The 22,591-nt window shown below is 40.6% G+C and carries 23 protein-coding genes and 1 riboswitch; of the genes, 16 read left to right on the plus strand and 7 right to left on the minus strand.

The features are described 5' to 3' along the window. Nucleotides 1-141 precede the first annotated feature (141 nt). Nucleotides 142-282, minus strand: a complete 141-nt coding sequence (locus WFH04_RS16025) for a YjcZ family sporulation protein (protein ID WP_336825062.1) — start codon at nt 280-282, stop codon at nt 142-144. 188 nt (nt 283-470) lie between these two features. On the opposite strand from WFH04_RS16025, the gene WFH04_RS16030 reads away from it, so the two are divergent. Then, nucleotides 471-728 (plus strand): hypothetical protein, encoded by a 258-nt coding sequence (locus WFH04_RS16030; protein ID WP_336825063.1) that lies wholly within the window; start codon nt 471-473, stop codon nt 726-728. Between the two features lie 126 nt (nt 729-854). On the opposite strand, the gene dapA is transcribed toward WFH04_RS16030, so the two are convergent. Beyond that, nucleotides 855-1,739 carry a 4-hydroxy-tetrahydrodipicolinate synthase gene (gene dapA, locus WFH04_RS16035; protein WP_336825064.1) on the minus strand — a complete coding sequence of 295 codons (885 nt, stop codon included), beginning with the start codon at nt 1,737-1,739 and terminating at the stop codon, nt 855-857. 129 nt (nt 1,740-1,868) lie between these two features. Continuing rightward, a riboswitch (Lysine riboswitch) is annotated at nt 1,869-2,047 on the minus strand. 345 nt (nt 2,048-2,392) lie between these two features. Between dapA and WFH04_RS16040 the strand changes: the two genes are divergently transcribed. From WFH04_RS16040 to fosM, 9 genes are all read left to right on the plus strand, one after another. Then, entirely contained in the window at nt 2,393-2,959 is a 567-nt protein-coding gene (locus WFH04_RS16040; RefSeq protein WP_336825065.1) for a DUF4256 domain-containing protein, read from the plus strand. Nucleotides 2,960-3,190: 231 nt separating this feature from the next. Then, nucleotides 3,191-4,012 carry a molybdate ABC transporter substrate-binding protein gene (gene modA, locus WFH04_RS16045; protein WP_336825066.1) on the plus strand — a complete coding sequence of 274 codons (822 nt, stop codon included), beginning with the start codon at nt 3,191-3,193 and terminating at the stop codon, nt 4,010-4,012. A gap of 35 nt (nt 4,013-4,047) precedes the next feature. Further along, a complete protein-coding gene (gene modB / locus WFH04_RS16050; RefSeq protein WP_336825067.1) occupies nt 4,048-4,737 on the plus strand; it encodes a molybdate ABC transporter permease subunit in 690 nt (229 codons plus the stop codon). Between the two features lie 12 nt (nt 4,738-4,749). After that, the gene (locus tag WFH04_RS16055; RefSeq protein WP_336825068.1) at nt 4,750-5,421 is read left to right on the plus strand and encodes an ABC transporter ATP-binding protein; all 672 of its coding nucleotides are present in this window, start codon (nt 4,750-4,752) and stop codon (nt 5,419-5,421) included. A 466-nt stretch (nt 5,422-5,887) separates the two neighbouring features. Further along, nucleotides 5,888-6,304: a BlaI/MecI/CopY family transcriptional regulator gene (locus tag WFH04_RS16060; protein ID WP_336825069.1), complete on the plus strand. Its 417-nt coding sequence runs from the start codon at nt 5,888-5,890 to the stop codon at nt 6,302-6,304. 3 nt (nt 6,305-6,307) lie between these two features. After that, the gene (locus WFH04_RS16065) at nt 6,308-7,165 is read left to right on the plus strand and encodes a M56 family metallopeptidase (protein ID WP_336825070.1); all 858 of its coding nucleotides are present in this window, start codon (nt 6,308-6,310) and stop codon (nt 7,163-7,165) included. A 53-nt stretch (nt 7,166-7,218) separates the two neighbouring features. Next, the gene (locus tag WFH04_RS16070) at nt 7,219-7,857 is read left to right on the plus strand and encodes a DsbA family protein (RefSeq protein ID WP_336825071.1); all 639 of its coding nucleotides are present in this window, start codon (nt 7,219-7,221) and stop codon (nt 7,855-7,857) included. Beyond that, nucleotides 7,850-8,257, plus strand: coding sequence for a disulfide oxidoreductase (locus WFH04_RS16075; RefSeq protein ID WP_336825072.1), 408 nt, complete (start codon nt 7,850-7,852; stop codon nt 8,255-8,257). The genes WFH04_RS16070 and WFH04_RS16075 overlap by 8 nt, the downstream gene beginning before the upstream one ends. Before the next feature lie 106 nt (nt 8,258-8,363). Next, the gene (gene fosM / locus WFH04_RS16080; protein ID WP_336825073.1) at nt 8,364-8,783 is read left to right on the plus strand and encodes a FosM family fosfomycin resistance protein; all 420 of its coding nucleotides are present in this window, start codon (nt 8,364-8,366) and stop codon (nt 8,781-8,783) included. A gap of 12 nt (nt 8,784-8,795) precedes the next feature. Here the strand turns inward: fosM and WFH04_RS16085 are convergent, their stop codons facing one another. Beyond that, entirely contained in the window at nt 8,796-9,710 is a 915-nt protein-coding gene (locus tag WFH04_RS16085; RefSeq protein ID WP_336825074.1) for a DMT family transporter, read from the minus strand. A 142-nt stretch (nt 9,711-9,852) separates the two neighbouring features. Here WFH04_RS16085 and WFH04_RS16090 point away from each other — a divergent pair, with 142 nt between their 5' ends. After that, nucleotides 9,853-10,845, plus strand: coding sequence for an LLM class flavin-dependent oxidoreductase (locus WFH04_RS16090; protein ID WP_336825075.1), 993 nt, complete (start codon nt 9,853-9,855; stop codon nt 10,843-10,845). A gap of 317 nt (nt 10,846-11,162) precedes the next feature. Beyond that, nucleotides 11,163-12,155, plus strand: coding sequence for an LLM class flavin-dependent oxidoreductase (locus tag WFH04_RS16095; protein WP_336825076.1), 993 nt, complete (start codon nt 11,163-11,165; stop codon nt 12,153-12,155). A 55-nt stretch (nt 12,156-12,210) separates the two neighbouring features. Here WFH04_RS16095 and helD read toward each other — a convergent pair whose 3' ends face one another. Next, on the minus strand, nt 12,211-14,547 hold the full coding sequence (gene helD, locus WFH04_RS16100; protein ID WP_336825077.1) for an RNA polymerase recycling motor HelD: 2,337 nt from the start codon (nt 14,545-14,547) through the stop codon (nt 12,211-12,213). A 323-nt stretch (nt 14,548-14,870) separates the two neighbouring features. On the opposite strand from helD, the gene WFH04_RS16105 reads away from it, so the two are divergent. Beyond that, complete coding sequence (locus WFH04_RS16105; RefSeq protein WP_336825078.1) at nt 14,871-15,587, plus strand: YwaF family protein; 717 nt, start codon at nt 14,871-14,873, stop codon at nt 15,585-15,587. A gap of 117 nt (nt 15,588-15,704) precedes the next feature. Here the strand turns inward: WFH04_RS16105 and WFH04_RS16110 are convergent, their stop codons facing one another. Continuing rightward, entirely contained in the window at nt 15,705-16,250 is a 546-nt protein-coding gene (locus WFH04_RS16110; protein ID WP_336825079.1) for a DoxX family protein, read from the minus strand. A 195-nt stretch (nt 16,251-16,445) separates the two neighbouring features. After that, complete coding sequence (locus tag WFH04_RS16115) at nt 16,446-17,162, minus strand: MerR family transcriptional regulator (protein ID WP_336825080.1); 717 nt, start codon at nt 17,160-17,162, stop codon at nt 16,446-16,448. 162 nt (nt 17,163-17,324) lie between these two features. Here WFH04_RS16115 and uvrA point away from each other — a divergent pair, with 162 nt between their 5' ends. Both uvrA and WFH04_RS16125 read left to right on the plus strand, forming a co-directional pair. After that, nucleotides 17,325-19,781, plus strand: a complete 2,457-nt coding sequence (uvrA, locus tag WFH04_RS16120) for an excinuclease ABC subunit UvrA (protein ID WP_408020198.1) — start codon at nt 17,325-17,327, stop codon at nt 19,779-19,781. 179 nt (nt 19,782-19,960) lie between these two features. Beyond that, entirely contained in the window at nt 19,961-20,764 is an 804-nt protein-coding gene (locus tag WFH04_RS16125) for a nucleotidyltransferase (protein WP_336825082.1), read from the plus strand. 129 nt (nt 20,765-20,893) lie between these two features. On the opposite strand, the gene WFH04_RS16130 is transcribed toward WFH04_RS16125, so the two are convergent. Beyond that, a complete protein-coding gene (locus WFH04_RS16130) occupies nt 20,894-21,901 on the minus strand; it encodes a ketoacyl-ACP synthase III (RefSeq protein WP_336825083.1) in 1,008 nt (335 codons plus the stop codon). A gap of 160 nt (nt 21,902-22,061) precedes the next feature. Between WFH04_RS16130 and WFH04_RS16135 the strand changes: the two genes are divergently transcribed. Then, nucleotides 22,062-22,478, plus strand: coding sequence for a YhfM domain-containing protein (locus WFH04_RS16135; RefSeq protein ID WP_486377088.1), 417 nt, complete (start codon nt 22,062-22,064; stop codon nt 22,476-22,478). Nucleotides 22,479-22,591 lie beyond the last annotated feature (113 nt).

Raw genomic sequence — 22,591 nt, forward strand, 5'->3', positions numbered from 1 at the left:
GTGCGCCTGGAACGGAAAGCGACGGTTGTCAGGGGTTCCCCATTTATTCTCCAACCAGAAAGGGACTATCACAGAAAATCAGTTTTCACTGACTTTCTGGACAGCCCCATTTGCCGATCTTATCAAATTCAATTAAGTGTATTAACAGTATCCACCATATCCGTATCCATATCCTCCGCCTAAATAAGAAGCTCCAACGATAATTAAAAGAATGAACAATACAACAATTAATGTAAACCCTGAGCCATAGCCGCCTTCAGGAACAGACTCAACTTTTGACATTCATCAACACCTCCAATGAATCTACTGCTTTTATATTATGTAGTAAAAATTTTCGTGTACTGGACATTCTCCCAATTTTCGTCCTCATTCGATTTCTTTTTCGCACCGCTTTAGTATGTTTGTCCTCTATGAAACACCATTTCATACATAAGATGTTGTATGTTCAATTGAAATGAGGTGACAACACGATGTCAATCCAACGTTACCACGACTTATGTACACGGCATGTCGGAAGAGCAGTAGTTATTGGGACCCACGATGGAAGGGTGCATAGGGGGATCATTCAAGGTGTTAGAAATAATAAGGTCTATTTGCAACCAATAGGTCGTCGGAGGGACTTGGGCGGTTTTGGATATGGATTTGGATTTGGCCGAGGTGCTGCCTTCGCCATTGGCATTGCATTAGGATCCATTGCAACATTTGCCTTGCTGCCATTTTGGTGGTAATCAAAACGGTTATTAGCGTAATGAGTGGATAGCAAGGTGGTAGTTACATGAAGCATTTCAATGAATGAAAATAGAACCTGCGAGCAATTTCGCAGGTTCTATTTTATGTTAGCGAATGAATCTATATCAAATCTTTACTTCAGCATGCAGGGATAATGTGCTTTGCAGTGAGTGCAGCTGTTCATCGTTCAACGGAATCATCGGCAAACGGACACCACCGACGGGAATTCCTTTCAGATTTAATGCCGTTTTTACAGCGGAAGGATTCGGAACAGCAAAAAGGGCTTTCATAATCGGAAGCAGTTTACGGTGATCGTTGGCGGCAGCTCGAGCATTGCCTCTCTTGAATTTCCCGATCATCGTTTGCATTTCGTTTCCAATAATATGGGCTGCGACTGAAACGACCCCTGTTCCACCGATGGACAATATCGGGAGGGTCAGACCGTCGTCTCCGCTATATAAGGAAAAACCTTCTGGCGTTTGTTCAATGATTTCCGCCATAGCATCCAAATCGCCGCTTGCTTCTTTGATTGCAACGATATTTGGTATTTCAGAAAGGCGGACGATTGTTTCAACGGACATGTTTACGACGCTACGCCCAGGGATATTGTACAGCATAATCGGTAAGGAAGTGGCTGATGCAATCGTTTTAAAATGTGCGTACATGCCTACCTGGCTTGGCTTGTTATAATATGGCACAACAAGCATGATGCCATCAACACCAACATCCTCAGCAAGCATTGTGAGCTCAACCGATTCACGTGTGTTATTCGAACCTGTTCCCGCAATGACCGGAACTCTACCGTTCACCACTTCAACTGTAAACCTGAACAATTTGACTTTTTCTTCGTTTGACAACGTAGGGGATTCTCCTGTCGTCCCTGCTACAACCAATCCATCAGATCCATTGGAAATTAGATGATTAATCAAGTTTCGTGTTGCTGCAAAATCAATTTCACCATTTTCATCAAATGGAGTTACCATTGCTGTTACGATTTGTCCGAAATTCATTGTTTCTCCACATCCTGTCTTTTATTTTGGAAAATAAAATAGAGGGAGAAGGGCAATTGCAAAAAAGAAAACAAAAAGCAACAACGAGGGATCGTTGTTGCTTGAAATAATAAAATAAATTATTTCTTTGCATAAGATAGCCCTCCATATAGTTTCCTATATGACAATCCTGGACTTATTCAACCCAGAACCAGCTTCGAGATAAATGAGAATCTCTCCACTTCGGCAAATTCCCCTTTCCACAATCTTCATAGGATCTCATTATCCTCTGATTGTGTACTGATGGTCTTTGCGCCTCTATCCTTACTTCAATACTTGCGAAATAAGTTAATATATTAAATTATATAAGACTTTACATGTAATCCGATACAATTGCAAGTAAAACGTGAAAATAAAGTGAATTGCCTTGTCCTTGAAACGGCTTTATGGGGTTGTGTCAACGCAAGAGAAAATATTGGTTGGGGCAATTCATGATGATGAGTTTTTGTAAGCTAAGGAATTTAAAATAGTCTATTAGAATTCATTTTGTAAATCAGTTGATTAGTTCGGTTACTAATTTGCATTTTGTACTATTAGGAAAGGATTTGTCTAAAAGAATTTCTTATGGTAAAAGTAATATAAGTTTATGCCGGAAACGGGGAGGAAATGAACGTATGGCAACTGTTAAAAAAGAGCTATCTATGGAGCAACGTGAAGAATTGCTTGAAACATTGAAAGCCCGCTTTGAGAAGAACATGCACCGTCACGAAGGGCTTGAATGGGAAAAAGTTCAAGCGAAGTTGGACGAGCAAGATGAGAAACTATGGTCTCTCAATGAAATGGAAACGACGGGTGGAGAACCGGACGTTGTTGGATATGACGAACAAAAGGACGAATTTATTTTCTATGATTGCTCTCCTGAAACTCCTAAAGGACGCAGAAGCGTTTGCTACGATCGCGAAGCATTGGAATCAAGGAAAAATCATAAGCCAGAAAACAGTGTAATCGATATGGCAACGGCTATGGGGATCGAATTATTGACGGAAGAACAATATCGTGCATTACAGCAACTTGAAAATGTCGACTTGAAAACATCGAGCTGGGTGCAAACACCTCCTGCTATTAGAGAGCTTGGCGGGGCCATTTTTTGTGATTACCGCTACGGGCAAGTCTTCGTCTATCACAACGGCGCTTCATCTTACTATTCATCCAGAGGATTTCGCGGCTCGTTAAGAGTATAGGAACTATACAGCTGTATAGTAGATGAGAAATTAGGGTTTTCCTTTATTTAATGCTTTATAAATATTGAAACAATCCTTCTCCCAACCAAGGGAAATGGATTGTTTTTACTTGTTTCCAATGCTTTGTTGTATGGACGTAAGTTGACCCTCTTTTATGCTCTCTCTATAATTGCATATAAGTAGTTATAATAGATCTATTTCGTTATAACAAATGAGAGGGGTGGAGAAAACATGAAAAAAATCGCCTATCTCTTTCTCCTATTATGCATAATATTCATTCCGTATGGTTGTACAAGCAGCAACGAAGCAAAAGAGAGTGGATTAATAGCCAAACAATCGGCAACAAAATCCACTGTAGATGAAAATAATGTAGAGCTGATGATTTCTGCAGCGGCTAGTTTGACTGATACATTGAACGATTTAAAAGCAGGTTTTGAAAGTGAAAATGCGCATATTACGTTAACGTTCAACTTTGGCAGCTCCGGAAAATTAGTGCAGCAAATTGAAAACGGAGCCCCATCAGATATTTTCTTATCCGCAAGTAAAAAAGATATGGATACTTTACAAGACAAAAAGCTAATTGTAGATGAGACGCGTGTTGATTTTGCAGAAAATCAATTGGTGCTTATTGCGAATAAGGATACAGATACATCGGTAGCTTCATTTGAAGAGATTGACCCATCCGCGATTGGGCATTTTGCAATTGGAGAGCCTGAAAGCGTGCCGGTAGGCCGCTATACAAAAGAAGTATTAGAGCATTTGGATTTGTGGGATCCTCTTCAAACCAAGCTTGTGTTAGGATCGGATGTACGCCAAGTGTTAACCCATGTCGAGATGGGGAATGTCGATTTAGGCATCGTCTATTCGAGTGATGCAAAAATTTCAGATGATGTAAAAGTACTTGCGACGGCGAAACCTGAATGGCATGAGGCAATTGTGTATCCTATAGCAGTTGTGTCTGAATCGAAACACTTAGAAGAGGCGAAAGCCTTTATAGCGTACTTGACGAGCGATAAAGGGAAAGAAATATTAAAGAAATATGGCTTTAAGTAAGAAATACGGATCCGTGGATTGATAGGAGGATACGCGTGAACACAACCGACTACACACCTTTATTATTATCATTGAAAGTAGCGGGTATCTCGACTGTCATTGTTTTTCTTGCAGGGGTTTACTTTGCATATGTATTTGCCAAAAAGCGGTTTTTCGGGAAAAGCATTATTGAATCTTTATTTTTGCTTCCGCTTGTGCTTCCTCCGACAGTTGTTGGTTTCGGATTGCTTATTCTTTTCGGAAAAAAAGGGTGGATCGGCAGTTTTTTATTGGAATGGTTTGATTTGCAAATCGTTTTCACATGGATTGGTGCGGTAATCGCATCTGTTGTAGTTTCGTTTCCGTTAATGTATCAAAGCGCAAGCGCTGCCTTTGAAAATTTGGATAGCCGATTGGAAAATGCTGCGAGAACGATGGGATCCTCTGAGTGGCGGGTGTTTTGGACGGTTTCGTTTCCGCTTGCCTGGCCAGGACTTCTTGCAGGGTTGGTTCTTTCCTTCGCAAGAGGTCTCGGTGAGTTCGGAGCAACGCTAATGTTGGCGGGGTATATTCCTGGGAAGACGGATACGATACCGATGGCGATCTATTTTGCGGTCGAATCAGGTCAAATGGAGAAAGCTACGTTTTGGGTAGTCATTATTGTAGCACTTGGATTCAGCACAATTATGTGGCTGAATTGGTGGAGCCGAAGAAGCTTGCAACGTTTTAAAAACGAACACGTATAAGAAGGTGAGCAAATGTTAAACGTTCAGCTGAAGAAGAGGTTATCCCATTTTTTATTGGACGTTTCCTTCCAAGTGGAAAATGAAATATTTGTCCTTGTAGGGCCTTCGGGTTCGGGAAAAACAACGATTTTAAATGCCGTTGCAGGATTAACACAGATCGATGACGGCTCCATAACGTTAAATGGGCAGACGTATTGGAGTACTGGAAAAAAGCCTCTACCTCCGCAAAGACGAAATGTAGGATATTTATTTCAGGATTATGCTTTATTTCCACATATGACGGTTGAAAAGAACATCGGTTACGGCGTGAAGAAATCCGATCAAAAGGCTGCAGGATTAATTCAAGAAATGATTCAGGTGTTGGGAATTGAACATTTGAAGCAGAAATATCCCCATCAAATTTCGGGGGGAGAAAAGCAGCGGGTTGCATTAGCGCGAGCGCTCGCAACAGAACCGTCTGTTTTGTTATTGGATGAACCATTATCCGCCCTTGATCGGGAAACCCGGCTGGAATGCCAAAACGAGCTATTAAGAATTCATGCACTATGGAAAATCCCATTCATTATCGTTACGCATGATATGACGGAAGCTGAAAAGCTAGCGGATCGTATTTTGTATTTAGATAAAGGTGTCGTCCATAAAACGGTCGATAACTCGATGAATAAATGTGCAACTCAGTTTTAAAAAACCGCCACAATGGAAGCGTTTTTTTCTATGAAAATAAGATCGTTTTAGCGGCGATATATGATTATATATGTGTTTTCTGTGCATCGTTTTCATTGGAATTATTGAGTTTTGTAAATGATTTGCCCAGACTTGGATAAATCATAACCGCCTTACGCATTCATTTCCTTTTTGAGTGAATCGGATTGCAATTCTCCTTTTGATCCAATCATAAACGGTTTAGTTTGGATACCTTTAATCGTTGGGCAATTTCTTCAGTAGTAAAGGAAATTTCATCGTTCGTGTTTATTTTGCCTACCCTATTAAGCTGTTATCGTCTCTTGCCAAATCTAGTGTACCAAACGTTCAAGCTGCACGTTGCATCAGGCCAAGAGTGCTTAATCGACTCTATTTGCTTAATATGGATGATTTTTTATTGCATCATATTCTAATATACACTACAATTCGTAGTGTGGGGTGATACATATTGAGAGTTCGAAGTTTTAAACTGGATGAGAGCGGATTGACACGTTTTTTTGGACCGCTTGAAGCGAAAGTGATGGACATATTATGGGCGTCTTCCGGCGAGCTGACGATTAGAGAGGTGCAGCAAGTTCTTGAGCAGGAGAAATTAACGAATTTCAATACGGTGATGACAGTTATGAATCGGTTAGTTGAAAAGGGCGTTCTTCAAAAAAGGACAGAGGGCCGATCGTCTTTATTTAGACCAGTACAATCGAGAGTTGAGTTTCTGAATAAGCAGTCGAAGGAAATGACAAATGAGCTGATGGATGAATTCGGAAATGTTGTCGTTAGTCATATGTTGGACGCGCTTGAAGAGGCTGATGATGATCTCGTTGCAAAATTAGAGCATAAAATTCAACAATTGAAAAAAGGATTGTAACGTATGTCGAAACGTCACTCATCTTTTATTTTTGTCATGTCACTTGCTATAACAAGTATCATTTTGCTGCAAATGGGACTCTATGCAACGTCCATGGTTGCAGGTTGCGATATGAAATTCAACTTGATTTCCGTTTGTCATAGCTGGTTGAAAACAATTGGTCTATCTTCGATGAAATATATACTCGACGGCCTTGTTTTCTTTACATTGTCATTTTCACTTTGGAAAATTGGTGCACAATGGTTTCAAATGTCGAAGATGAAAAGGCGTTTACAGCAATATAAAGAGAGTAAGCTGTCAAAGGAATTCAATGAGCAATATGGCAACGAGAAAGACGAGATCGTTGTTCTTTCACATCCCGTTCCAATGGCATTTACGGTCGGTTTTATCCAGCCGAAAATAATAATCACAACAGGCTTGATTCATTTCTTGGATCGTGAAGAGTTGAATGCCGTAATGGCTCATGAAATGTACCATAAAGAAAATCGTGATCCGCTAAAAGTCTTTATACTATCTTTAAGCTCTTCGATAATGTGGTATCTTCCTATCCAAAAATGGTTTCATGAACATTATAAAGTAATAACTGAAGTATTGGCGGACGAGTTTGCGATTCGGCAACAAGGAACGTCTGTCAACTTGGGTAGTGCTCTGTTGAAGATGTTAAAATTAGGGCAGCATGAAAAAATGCCGTTTACGTATGTATCCTTTTCAGCTACGTCAGTAAATTATCGAATTGCATACATTTTAAACCCAGTCAATGGCGGAGAATCGAAATTCCCTAAACTATCGTATAAAAATTTAACGATATCCATTCTTATTTTTTGTTTCATTTGTAGTCTATTTATTTACGCACTTGCGTAAATTTTTTACATCATTACACTACACTTTGTAGTTTGAAGTTAGGAGAGGTTATTTTGTCAAAGAAATTATTTTGGTTTATTGGCATAATCGCTGTTTGTATCATCGGTATGATCGTGTTAGTAGATACTGAAAAAGAATCGGCCGTCATGGACTATGAGGGGCAACCGTTTTTAGGAGAGGCTTCTGCACCTGTCGAGATTGTTGAATTTGGAGATTATAAATGCCCTCACTGCAAAGAGTTTAATGATAATCTTCTTCCGATGATTCAGGAAGAATTGATAACTAGCGGAAAAGCGAAATTTTATTTTATGAACTATGCGTTTATGGGCCCGGATTCAACATCGGCAGCACAATTTGCTGAAACGGTTTACGAGCAGCTTGGCAATGAAGTATTTTGGGATTTCCACCATTTGCTGTTTGCAAACCAAACGACAAAATCGGGGGAGATGAACATTTTCACAGATGAATTGATGGAGACAGTGCTTTCTGAAGTAGCAAGTCCTGAAGAGACGGAGCAAGTAATGACCGCATATCGCGATGGAAAAGGGAAAGATGCTTTAAAGAAAGATATGAGTACTGCAAAGAGTTTAGGGATTTCTTCAACGCCATCCATCTATATTAACGGGAAGCTATTTGACGGAGGCACGATGAATGATTTCCTGGAAAGAGTGGAAGAGGCAAGTGGTGAATAAACCTCTTTTGTTTTCATGGATCACAGCCATTATTGCTGTTGCGGGAAGCTTGTTTTTTAGTGAACGAATGGGGTTTATCCCGTGTACTCTTTGCTGGTATCAGCGTATTTTAATGTACCCGCTTGCTGTTTTGTTAGGAATAGCTTTTTATCGGAATGATCGTGCTATTTATAAGTATGTGCTGCCATTGTCGATCATCGGCATGATTGTTTCAACTTATCATTATGCATTGCAAAAGCTGCCTACGCTACAGGAGTTCAGTGTTTGTACAAGTGGGGTTCCATGTTCAGGGCAATACATTAACTATTTGGGGTTTATCACAATTCCTTTTTTAGCGCTTATTGCATTTACAATGATTACCATTATGATGTTCATACTTAGGAAGCGAAAATCGCTTTAAAAGAAAAAGGTGACCTGTCTCTTTACGGATCACCTTTTTACTGTTCGAACTGAGATGCTATACTAAAAACGATTTTACTTCTTTACGAAAGGGTGGAGGGAAGGTCATGATTAAAGGACTTAATCACTTTTTATTTTCAGTCTCTAATTTAGAGAAATCGATTCGTTTTTATGAGGATGTTTTTGAAGCGAAATTGTTAGTGAAAGGCAGGACGACTGCTTATTTCGATCTGCATGGCATGTGGCTTGCCCTTAATGAAGAAAAGGACATTCCTCGCAATGAAATAAGCCAGTCCTATACACATATCGCTTTTTCGATTGATGAAGCGGAGTTTGATGAAGTATATGACAAACTTCAATCGTTAAACGTTGCAATTTTATCCGGTCGCCCAAGGGATGAAAAAGACAAAAAATCGATATACTTTACTGATTTGGACGGCCATAAATTTGAATTCCATACGGGGACTTTGCAAGATCGTTTAGAGTACTATCAAAAAGAAAAAACGCATATGGAGTTTTTTGAATAAATACAGTTCAATTCATTCCACGCTAGGTGTCTTTTTGGTTAACGCCATTAATAAAATCATGCCAATGATGCAGGCAGTGCCAATCCATTGCATAAATCCAAAAGGCTCATGTAACCAAAAGACTGTTGTCATTACCGCTGCTAAAGGCTCTAAGCTACTAAGCAGGCTCGTTTCTTTAGGTGAAAGACTTTGTAAGCTTTCTATATAGAAAAAGAACGCAAGCATCGTTCCGAAAATAATGACAAACCCTAAGTTTGCATAAGCGCCAATCGGTAATCTTGTAAAATCCATATGCCATGGCGGGTGGATAAAACTGAGTGCAAATCCTCCGATAATCATCGCCCATCCAACGATAACGAGAGAATCGTATTGGGATAGAAGAGGAACAGCATATAAAGTATAAAAAGCTAGTGCAACGGCAGAGAGAACTCCCCAAACGATAGCGGGTGCTGGAACAGAAAGCTCAGAGAGAGATCCATTCGTTAGTAAGAAAAAGCAACCGCATAAAGATAGCAAAACCGTAATGATATCTTGCCTCGAAAGAACTGTTTGTTTTCGTAAAATCATATAGAGGATAATGAGGACAGGGGCAAGGTATTGTAAAAGCGTCGCAACAGCGGCATTGCCATGCCGAATGGATGCCATATAAGTGTATTGGACCGCGAGCATACCGAGCAGTCCAAAGATGATTAGTTGAACAGCTGAGCTTTTCTTTTTCCATACGTCAATAATTTGCGACCGGTCTTTCAGCAAAAATTGAACCGTTAACAGTAAAAAGCCCGCTATGAGCAAGCGTGTCGTCACAAGCCAATTAACATTGATTGCATACTGCTGGAAGAGCTTTTGAGCAACCGTCCCGCCAACACCCCAAAAGATCGCCCCCGTTATTACTAACAATAACCCTTTTGTTCGATTCGCTTCTTTCATAACTGATTCTCCAATTTAAATATAATAATAGTATTATCATAAAGGAAAAATTGATCAATAAATACTTATATTTTTGCTATAAGCTGTTTTGTTGTTGAAAGCTGATCATGCCGTTTAGACTGGAAGAAAGGAGCGGATGCACATGAGGTTAAGTGTGTTAGACCAAGCCCCTGTTTCGATTGGCGATCGTCCGGAGAAAACATTGGAGCATACATTAGAATTGGCAAAATGGACTGAGCAGCTTGGCTACCATCGGTATTGGGTGGCGGAACATCATAATACGAGTGGGCTTGTTAGCACTTCACCTGAAATTATGATGACACGAATTGCTTCTGTTACATCTCGGATACGTGTTGGGTCTGGTGGCATTCTATTGCCCCAATATAGCCCGTACAAAATTGCGGAAAATGCAAAGACGATGGCCGGTTTCTTTCCGAATCGCATCGATATAGGTGTAGGGCGTTCTCCCGGAGGCTCTCAATTAACAAGATCGGCATTGACAGACGATCAGTATAAAAGCCTTCAACATTTCCCAAGACAGTTATCCGATTTACAAGGCTTTTTACATAATTCATTGCCGTCTCATCATAAATTTAGATTGGTAAAAGCCGGACCTCGAATTGAGCAAGTGCCGCCTCTTTGGGTATTGGGCTTATCTGAGCAAGGAGCAAAAAATGCAGCAGAATTAGGGCTTGGGTTTGTATTCGGCCATTTTATTAATCCGAAAAATGGTGTAGCTGCGTTGAAAACGTATTATGAAAATTTTGTACCGTCGTTTGGTATGGAAAAAGCCGAATCGATCGTTTGCATTTTTGTCGTTTGTGCGGAAACGGAGGAGGAAGCGGAAGAATTGGCATTAACGCAAGATCAATGGCTATTGAACGTAGGAAAGGGACTTGGAACAAAAGTGCCTTCATTGGAACAAGTGCGTAAAAAGTCATTAACCGCAAGTGAATTGGATAGGATCAAAGCGAACCGTGATCGTTGCATCATAGGTACCCCTGAAACTGTGAAGCGGCAACTGAAGAGATTGCAAGATCTTTATAAGACGGATGAATTTATGATTATTACGAATATCTTTGATTTTGAGGCGAAGAAAAAATCATATAAGCTGCTTGCGGAAACAATTTTATAAATTGGATGTTTTTAATTGAACATAACGCTTGAAGTGAAAAGAGTCGAAGGATATGGTTAGCATATTAATCATTTCATCATACTTTAAGGTGAACTATTGATTGAGGAACTATTAGATGACGCAACGTCTTTACTCGGAAATGTTGTGTCATTTAAGACTACAATGCTGGCAAAGAACTGTTATGATGCCGATTGCGAAAAGAGGATAGCGTTACGCAAAGTTAGTTGAGCTAACGTTTAGAGAAGTTCCATCCTATTTGGTGAAGATGCAATAGTAAATACTGTTTAAGCAGACTAAAACGATTGGAAGGAATAAAAATGAGAATAAGTATATTAGATCAAGCTCCGATCACAAAAGGGAATAATGCAGTTGATGCTTTGAAAAAGGCGGAAGAATTGGCGGTTTTAGGCGAGAAGTTAGGCTATCACCGCATGTGGATGGCGGAGCATCACGGAACAGACGGCATTGCAAGTTCAGCCCCTGAAATCGTGGCAGCACATTTAGCTGCGAAGACGAAAAACATTCGGATTGGCACCGGCGGCGTGATGATGATGCATTACTCACCATTAAAGTTGGCGGAGGTATTTAAAACATTAAGCGCCTTTTCTCCGGGTCGGATTGATTTTGGTGTTGGAAGAGCACCTGGAGGGGATCAGCGCGCCATTTATGCATTGTCTGAGGGACGGCGGCCATTATTGGATAACCTATATGAGAAATTTGATACAGCTTTGCAGTTGATCAATGATGAAGTGCCGACAGATGATTTATATCGTCAGATGGTCGCTACGCCATCTAATGTCGTATTGCCGGAAGCTTGGTTATTAGGTTCGACTGGCAACAGCGCGATACAAGCTGGATTAAGAGGTGTTGGTTATTCGTTTGCCCAGTTTTTCAATGGACAAATGTCGAAACATATTTTCGATGCTTACAAAAAGAACTTTAAGCCTTCCGTTTTTATGGAGAAGCCAGAAATTAATGTAACGTACATGGTAACAACTGCGGAAACGAGAGAAGAGGCGGAATATGAAGCAAAACCTCAAGATATTTGGCGTTTGCATTTTATGCAAGGCAAGCTGGCAACAATTATGACGCCTGAAGAGGCAAGTAACTATCCACTGACAGAAATGGATCGCATGACAATTGAAGAAAATCGCAAAATTCATTTAGTCGGGGATGCAAAAGAAATTGCGGAGTTGCTACAGCAAGAACAAGAGCAATACGGTTTTGACGAAGCGATGATCATTAGCATTCCTCATTCGCAAGAAAAGCGTTTGGATGTGTATCGATTGTTAGCGAGGGAACTATTATAAGTTAAATGGCTACATAAAAGCCGGCACTGTGAATGACAAGTGCCGGCTGAATACTTTATGCCATAATGAATTGATCATTGGAAACGGTTTGCAATAATCGGGTTGGCTCTCCGACGCTGTACAATTGCAAATAATGCATGGCTCTTGTACAGACGGTGTAGAAAATTCTACGGAGGCTTTCATCGCCATATACTATCTCTGATGCATCGTATATGATCACGGCGTCAAACTCAATCCCTTTCGATAAATAGGATGGGATAACAACGACCCCTTGTTCATATTCCATTGACCCGTTTTTTACATGCTTAAGGTCATTTATATTGGATAACGCCTCGTAAGCTCGTTTGCTTTCCTCCGCAGATTTGCAAATGATTGCAATCGTATTGCAGCCAAGACCCCGCAGCTCATCAACTTTGGAGGAAATAACAAGATGCAGTTCTGCATAACTTTCCAACCGGGTCAAAACAGGAAGATCCCCATCGCGATCGAACGGAATGATCTGGTCGCCATTTGGCATTAATCGTCTTGTGAATTCGATAATCGGTTTCGTGGAACGATAACTCCTTGATAGGTTGATGACCTCGGTTTGTTCTGGTCCGTACAGGCCGGTTAATGTTTGAAAATCGACCTGTTCATTAGCATGTGCGAAAATTGCTTGGTTAAAGTCCCCTAACACAGTCATCTTGGCAGCGGGGAAAAGTCGCCTTAAATATTCGAATTGAAATGGTGAATAATCTTGCGCCTCGTCAACAACGATATGTTTGATTGTCCGATTCGTTTGGAAGCCCTGAATGAGCTCGTTTAGCAGCAAATATGGCGTGGCATCTTCATATAGAAGCTTGCCGTTATTGATCTCGTCAAGCATGATTTGACAAATGTTAGGCCACTCCGTTGGTGGCTCTTCATTTAGCCACTGTTTGATGTGAAGTGGGTTCGTGAAAAGCTGCTTATAAATTCCTTTCATGTCAATGAAACGGTACGTGCGGATCCGTTTGCGCAACGGTTTCAGCTTCTGCTGGACAATTAAGCGGGCAAGTGCATCGGGCTCCATCTCATAATCGGCAATTGATTCTCTTTGAAAGCCATTCTTTTTCGCTAAGTACTTATGGGCATTATTGTACGCTTCATTGCTAAGCAGCTCGATTTCTTCCTCAACCCATGGTTCTGTTCTTTCGGTTTTCTGTGTTTCATTTATTTTTTTCAATAGCCAATTCCTTAGTCTTTCAAGTCGGTTATGGAAGCGGAGTGAAGTGTCGCTGCTATAAAATCTGTTCGCAATTTCTTCTCCTGTCACGATCGGTTTTCCTCGGAATCGAATGTCTTTGAACAACATACCCGATGTTTCTAGTGCTTTTCTATACGATTCAATTGCTTCGAAAAATGGTGTGGATGCTTTGAAACGGATGCCGGCAACTCTTTGCTTGTATGATGGAGCATCCAAAGCTGTCAATACGTACTCCAATTGCTCGTAAGGGTTTTCGATTTGGAATTCATTGCTTAGCCGATGGTTCAAGTATTCCTGAAACGTGACTTGCTGCATATTTTCTTCACCGAGTTCCGGCAATACATTGGACACATAACTGTTGAACATCGAATTTGGTGAGAATAAAATAATTTGATCGGCATTAATGCTGTCACGGTATTTGTAGAGTAAGTAAGCAATCCGTTGTAAAGCAGCCGATGTCTTGCCGCTCCCTGCAGCGCCGTGAACGATTAGGAGCCTGCCGTGATCATGCCGGATAATACGGTTCTGTTCTTGTTGGATCGTAGCGACGATACTATGCATATGTTTGTCGGTCCCTTTACCCAAAACTTGTTGTAAAATTTCATCCCCGATTGTAATGCTCGTGTCGAACATCGATTGAAGAACGCCGTTATGAATGAGGTATTGCCATTTTTTCTCTAACTCTCCTTTAATAATGCCGGCTGGCGTCGTATACTGGGCTGCTCCAGGTTGATAATCATAGTAGACGCTTGAGATAGGCGTCCTCCAATCGTAAACAAGGAAATCTTCCCCGCTTTCATTTGTAAGAGTGGCGATGCCGATGTAGATCTGCTCCTCGTCCGTGGACCCTTCCTCAATAAAATCAATGCGTCCGAAGTATGGAGCATGTTGCATACGCCGTAGTGTGGACAGTTTGTTGGACGCATGTCTATGAGTTGTTTGGCTAACTGACAATGCTTGCGCTTCTTGCCTTAATCCGATGATTGTTTCAAGATAATCATCGAAAGTATCCGTATTCACTTTAATTTCATCCCAAAAATGTTTGCGAATCTTCACCACTTCGTCCTTGCGCTTAGAAGTTTCCTTCTCTAAATTGTAGATCCGTTCTTGAATAATTTCCGTGACATGATCCACTCTTTGCTGCTCCTGCTGAAATTTTGAACTCATCGCACACACTCCTTAAAAAGATATAGAAAAGAGTTGACTTGTGAAAAGCTTATGTTGTATAATTAAGATGGAATTAATATAGGCATTTATATATTAGGTGCCTATCTATATAAAAATAACATATATGCTCATTTTTTTCAATGAGTCTTTTTGTGTTTCTCGATAAATAAAGCCCGCCTGTTTTGAATAAATCAAAATGGGTGGGCTTTTTGAATGAATAGGGTGCTATTTGAAAGTATGATGAATTTTTTTGCAACCAATTCCGCTACTTTTGACGTATTAAATACAAATAAATAGCATTTCATCATGAGAGGGGGATTGAAATGGACAAAAGCGGCTTTATACTTTTTTCTGCAACGCATATTGGAGCGATCCTATTTTTCATTGCTGTGGTGATCGCTTTGTTTATAGGGAGAAATCAGTTACGGCAATACGGTGAGAAGTTGAAGTATGCAGAACGTACTGCCGCATGCATTCTACTCTTGCTTGAATTGCTCTATCATCTATGGATGGCGGTGACCGGGCGATGGAGCTTGGCAGATTCACTGCCGCTTGAGTTATGCAGCATTTCACTCCTCGTGGCGATTGTGTTGCTTTGGTCAGGGAATCGTCATGTCATCGACTTTGTTCTATTTGCAGGAATCGGAGGCGCCGTTCAAGCGTTGCTTACTCCAGTGTTAGACATAGATTTTCCTCATTTCAGGTTTTTTCATTTCTTTCTTACCCATATAGGCATCATTTTGACTGGACTCTATTTTGTGTGGGTGAAAGGTTACGTGCCAACGTTGAAAGGAGTATTTAAGGCGTTTCTCTTATTGAATGCGCTTGTGCCACTCATCTTCATAATCAATTTGGTTGTAGATGGGAATTATATGTTTTTGCGGGAAAAGCCGTATAGCGGCAGTTTGCTTGATTACTTAGGTCCATATCCTTTATATATCGTTTCGCTTGAAGTAGTCGCAATTCTGACGTTTTTATTTATTTACTTGCTGTTGAGAATCGGGGAAAGTGCTGAACGAAAAAGAAGCAGCGTGGAATGATGGCGCATGATCCACTCGTCATTACGAGTCAGCATTAAACTGTCAAACCGTTCTCCTAACCATACGAAAAAAAGGAATGCCCGGCAAATCGCATTATAGCGACGCCGGGCCTTTCCTTTACCCTTTTTCTTTTTTTGTCCAAGGTGTGCCTAACTTTGGCAATGCCCAACGGTCAAGGCCGTACCAGCCAGCCACTTTCCATGCCAACACGAGCCAAGTTGCGAGGATGAACAGCAATGGATTCGTGCTAAGTGTACCTGCGAACAGAAAGCTGACGTTCATGAAAGCTCCAAAGAATGCAGCAATTCCGGTTAACAATCCGAAGATCAAGCCAAGGCCAACTAAAACTTCACCGTAAGCTACCATGAAGCCAAATACTTTTGCGTTTGGCAATACAACATTTTCCAGGAATGTTGCATACCAACCGGACACATCTCCACCTTCTGCTGATTTTGCAAGTGCACCGCCAATAAATCCTTGGAGAGCGGCGCCTGCGTTTTCACCAGTCCACGCGTCACTCGTCACTTTTCCCCAACCCGCTTTTAGCCAAGCGAACCCTACATATACTCTAATGATCAACCAAATAAGTGCGGAGCGAGAATCACTGAATAAAAACCGGGATACTGGATTCTCAGGAATGACAATTACATTATTATTGTTCATATATGACCACCTCCAATGAATATTTTATCCTAATACATAATACCTATCTATACAATTCACAAGTATGTAAAATATAAAATTGAATTGTTTGTGAAATTTAAATACGCTTTTACTGAATAGAAAAAGCGGACGCCAGACAGCATCCGCAATGCTTACTATAAATGTGTTTTCTTGGCTTGCAGTAAACTAAAAACACTAACTTCGTTGTATTTCCTTTTCTCTTAACATGGATATTAAATTATGCAAATAATACATACCGTTTAACTGGTGTTCAATTTGAATGTCCATATCCGATAGGGCGTATAATGTGACTTCCCTAGCCTTTGCTATATTATGTTGACCCATTTCCTCCAATACTTCACGTACTGTTTTTAGTAAAAAAACGGAAGATTGCACTGTGCGTATGATTAAAAGACGCCGGATGTCTTCACGATCATATTGGCGATAGCCGTTTTCAGGATTTCGTTTTGGTGTGATTAATCCTTCCGTTTCCCAGTGACGAATTGTTGTTGCTGGCACATCGATTTCTCTTTCCACTTCCCCAATGGAATACCACTTTTTCTTCTGTCTATCGAGAAAGTGCTCCATTTGATCAGGTTGCAATAGCTCAAGCGATTGAAGAGCTTGCTGTTTTCTGTCATATAGCTCTGCTTGCAGTTTATTAATCTCCCAAAGAGCTTCCTTGAATTGCGATGCTTGAATCATCGGCATAATTTTACGGACGGCGGCCATTCCAAAGCCGGGATATAATGCGCGTATGCATTGGAAGTAAGCCAGATGCTCTTCAGTGTAGACTCGGTACCCGTTCGGTTTTCTTTTCGGTGGGGGAACGATGCCCCATTCTTCGTAATGCCGCATAGCACTAGTGCCGACGTCTAACTGTTTCGCAATATCTTTTGGCTTATATTCCATTGTAAGCGCCCCTTTCTGTTTGTGAAGATTCTATTATAACATTCAAGTACCATGACGTTTATTTCACAAGAAATCCTTATAAATTAACACATGGAAATGTTAAACCTTGCACTTGCATAAATGTTGTATGATGGGGCTATAACGGTAATGGAGGCGATTGTTCTGGAAAATGTCATTTTGATTCAAGGTGCAAGGGAGCACAATTTACAGCAAGTGACGGTCACAATACCAAAAAATAAACTTGTTGTACTAACAGGACCTTCCGGTTCGGGAAAATCGACATTGGCGATGGATACGCTGTTTAAAGAATGTCAAAGACAATATTTAGAATCGATGGGTATGCAAGGAATCGATAAACCGAAAGTCGACACGATTCGGGGATTGTCACCAGCGATTAGCGTTAACCAGCATGTGACAAATCGAAATCCACGTTCATCGGTCGGCACAGTTACAGATATGTATACAAGTTTACGAATGATTTTTGAAAAGTTAGGTCATCGCCATTGTCCGAATTGCCATTGGGAAATAAAACCAACTTATAATACTTCTGATATTGACAGGGAAGCCAATCGTTTTACAGAATATATCCATTGTCCTCACTGTCACTACCGCATGGAAAAATTAACACGCACTCATTTCTCATACAATACAGCAGAAGGGGCTTGTCCAACTTGCAAAGGATTAGGAAGTGTAATTAGCATCCATACACCTTCTGTTTTTCATGCCGACTTGTCGATTGAAAACGGAGCTGTTGATCTTTGGAAAGGACGTTATGGAGACTATCAAGTCGCCGTAGTGAAAACGGCTTTAGAATATTATGGTGTGCCAATCGGCGATGATCTTCCATTGCATGCATACCGTCCAGAACAGATTTCCATTCTCTACTATGGCACTGACAGTGATGAAGTGAAAGAACACTTTGCAAACATAAATCCGCCGAAGACGGTCGCGGAGGGCAAGTTTGAGGGTGTATTAACAGGAATGTGGCGGCGGTATTCAGAGAAATCCGGACAGTCGGCAGAGGGAGATGCCTATTTTTATTCCGAAACCTGTCCTGATTGTGAGGGTGAGCGTTTGAATTCGATCAGTCGTGAAGTGACTGTAAGAGGGAAGACGATTCCTAAGCTTGTAAACCGCTCGTTAGAAGAAATGCTCCTATGGATTGAAGAGGTTGAAAAACAATTGGAGGAGAACAGCTATCTGTTGACGGAGATGTTTATCCAAGACTTGAAAACGAAACTGAAAAGAATCATTAAAATGGGTTTAGGATATCTTACCTTAGATCGTCAAGTAATTACGTTGTCTGGGGGAGAGATGCAACGACTTCGTCTATCTTCTTTACTTGATTCCTCTCTGACAGGAGTTCTCTATGTGATGGATGAGCCAACGATGGGACTCCATCCGAAAGATACGATGGGGTTGGTTAGTGTGATGAAAGAGCTTAGGGATTTAAATAATACTGTGCTTGTCATAGAGCATGATGTAGATGTAATGAGGGAAGCGGATTATTTAATTGATATGGGACCAGGGGCCGGAAAATTAGGTGGAAAAGTTGTCGGTCAAGGAACGTTATCGGAACTAGTTGACCAGGAAAATTCCGTGACAGGTAGTTATTTGCGAGAGGAGGAGAAAATGGTTGAGGAGTATCGTAGCGGTATAGGGGAAGTAGTTACGGTAACCGGGGCAACATTGCATAATTTAAAATCATTAACCGTCTCTTTTCCGATAGGTTGTTTAATTGCGGTGACTGGCGTATCGGGCTCCGGGAAATCTTCTCTCGTTTTCGGTGTCCTCTCGAAAGGGCAAGAAAAAATTCGACAAGGTTTTTCGGAAGTGTCAGGGCTTGACCATTTTGATGAAATCGTAACGGTCGGACAGTCACCGTTAAGTCGAATGAAGCGCTCTAATGTGGCAACGTATACTGATTTATTTACAAGCATCCGAAATGTCTTTGCAAAGCAGCCGATTGCAAAGGAAAAAGGATTAACTGCGAAACATTTTTCCTTCAATACGACAGGCGGACGCTGTGAAAATTGCCAAGGGTTAGGCTATGTAACGACAAATATGCTCTTTTTCCCCGACTTGGAAGTGACTTGTCCTGTTTGTCGTGGTAAGCGGTTTAAGGAGGATGTGCTGTCTGTCACGTATGATGGCTACAATGTGAATGATATTTTAGAATGCTCAATTCAAGAAGCGTTGCCGATCTTTGCGAAGGAGATGAAAGTTAAGAAAGTTCTTGACTTGCTCGTTGATATTGGTTTAGGTTACTTGAAATTGGGCCAGTCCTTAACAACATTGTCTGGCGGAGAAGGTCAGCGTTTGAAGCTATCGAAGGAATTATTAGAGACGACGAAGAAAAAGACATTATATTTATTGGATGAGCCAACGACAGGTCTTCACCCGGTTGATGTCCGTCAATTGTTAAACATTTTACATCGACTTGTTGATGCAGGAAATACAGTAATTGTTGTTGAACACAACAGTGAACTCATTAAATCAGTGGATTGGATTGTCGATATGGGGCCTGAAGGCGGAGAAAAAGGCGGACAAGTAATAGCTGAAGGGACGCCGAGAGAAATAAAAGTAAATAAAAAGTCGATTACTGGACGTTATCTATAATAGTTCTGCCCCTCTTTTGCTTTGCGAAGGAGGGGATTTTATATATGGGAGACTGAATAATAATATGTTACAATTGTTTGGATTACGTAGTGGAAGGAGCATTAAATATGTGTTGCTCATGCTGTCCGGTAGTAGATCATTCCCTTCTTTAGAAAATAAAAGATGAGGGGGATACTTATATGTTAATTCAAAAAGAAATCATTCAAAGAGTGAAAGATAAATGTATTCAAGATCAATCCGTGTCATCGTGTATGATGTATGGTTCTTTTACGAAAGGTGAAGGCGATCAGTATTCTGATGTTGAGTTTTATATTTTCATCGATGATCATAGAATCGATCATTTTAGTTCGAAAGATTGGATCTCCGCAATTTCGCCAATTGAGCTACTCTTTTACAATGAATACGGAACCGAAGTCGTCGTTTTTACCAACATGATTCGAGGAGAATTTCATTTTCTGCCCGAATCCCAAATGGATATTATAAAAAGCTTTAAACCGACAGGTGTATTTCCTAATGTTGAGTCCATGTATATGTACGATTCTACAAACAGGCTAATTCCTTTGCTTGAATATATTAGCGGGGCTGGTCCGGAAAGAATGACAAATGAGAATGTGAATTTTGCATTCAATAATTTTGTAAATGCATGGTTATTCGGTGTGAATGTACTGAAAAGGGGAGAATTTGCGCGCTCTTTAGAGATTCTTTCCCAAGTACAGAAATTCATATTGCAGTTGATTAGAGTGAATGAGCGTACAGTTGAACGTTGGTTAAACAGTACGAAAAATCTCGAAAATGATATTAGCGCTGATTTTTACAATGATTATGCTGCTACGACTGCTTCTTTACATGAAGAAGAGATCAAAAATGCGTATTATAACGCTTTAAAGCTTTTTGGAAAACTGCATGACTTGCTTGCCCGTAGCTATCAGATAGAAGTAAAAAAAGAGTTGATTGCTAAATTATACTGTTATCATAAGGAATAACAGATTATGAAGAAAAGCCGCATTTCTTAACTAAAGAATGCGGCTTTTCTTCATAGAAGATGGTTTTGAGCGTCTATTCCGGAATCGTAGCCTTGAAATGACATCTATTTTCTTATGTTATCACATGCGTCAAAATGGATGTGGTACATGGACTTCCTCATCAAGATCAATCTTTAAAATTTGCCCTGCGTGCACCAATCCACTTCCAAAGCCATACATAAGGACCCGATCTCCATTTTTAACTTTTCCATCACGGATTCCAATGTCGAGGGATAGTGGAATTGTAGCAGCAGAAGTATTACCGAAGTTGACTAAGCTGTATAACGTTTTGTCCATCGGGTAGTGCAATTTGTCGCAAATCGGCTCTATTAAGCGCAAGTTCGCGCTATGAGGTATGAACCAATCGATTTGCTCTAAGGTTATTTCCGTTTTTTTCAACAATTTCTCTATATTTTCGGGGACATTCCGTACTACCCAACGGAAAACCTCCCTGCCATTTTGTACAAGAAATTTAGTGTCGACTAACTCGATATCATTTACTCTTTTTGATAGTCCTGTTCGGTAGACATGCTGTGCTCCACTTCCGTCGCTTCCTAATTGAAATCCTTCGAAGCTATTTGCTTGTTCGTCCCTTTCTACCAATACTGCACCAGCGCCGTCACCGAATAACACACATGTGTTTCGATCTGTGTAGTCCGTAATTTTGGATAATGTATCTGCTCCCACAACGATTACTTTTTTGTGAAGCCCAGATGCAATATAGCTATGTGCCGTATGCAATGCATATACAAACCCTGCACACGCTGCGCTTAAATCCATCGCGCCGGTTTGGGGAATGCTCAAACGTTCCTGAATGATGCTTGCTACAGAAGGAAATGGGAAATCTGGTGTGCTTGTTGCGACAATAATCATGTCTACATCTTCAATTTTTTTATTGTATCTATGCATTAAATCTTTTATGGCGGAAACGCATATATCACTCGTAAATTCATCGGCACGAGTAATTCTGCGCTCGTGAATGCCGGTTCTTTGAATAATCCATTCACTGTTTGTTTCAACCATTTGTTCAAGATCGGAGTTTGTTAATCTTTTTTCGGGTACATAAGTACCGATCGCTGATATTTTAGCTCCTATCATTCAATCCACTCCTCATTTTAATAGTTGATACTATCACCTGGTTATAATTATAACGACTTGCAGTATTGAAAGTCAATTCAAAATAGAACGAAACGTCGGATAAGGTTGACCGTCTAATTTATGGAATAGCATTGGATTGGGGAGATTGAGAGTGAGGAAAATGAAGTGCTTCTTTTTATTGTGGCTGCTACTCATTCTGTTAGGATGTCAGGCCGTAGAATTAAATCACGCTTCTATGCAACAGTCGGAAAACAATGAGTTGTTGTTAGATGAACAGATTGTGAAAATCACGATTTCAGAAATAGGGGGAGCGGGTGAAACTGTTCTACAAGATGTAGACTCCATTGCATCGATAAGGAGCATCGTGAATAGTGCGGTAAAAGAAGACGGCATCGTTAATATTATCGAACCGGATTTTTACATGAACCTCCTTTATGAGCACGGTGTGGAAGAAAGTTTTTACTGCTGGATAGGTGATAGCGGGATGATCAATACTTTAATGCGCACAGAAGATACACACACAATCTATACTCCTTTTGAAGAAACGCCGGTGACATTGCTTGAATTCTTTCAATAAAATGGTTCTAAATCAAATGTTGGGGTGATGTGATTTGCACGTCACCCTTTTACTTAGGTACCGCTGAGTAATGTTGATTTGCGCTACAGGGCGGACGCTTTCCGCCGGCATGG

This window comes from Sporosarcina sp. USHLN248 (assembly GCF_037144575.1).
Lineage (GTDB): Bacteria > Bacillota > Bacilli > Bacillales_A > Planococcaceae > Sporosarcina > Sporosarcina contaminans.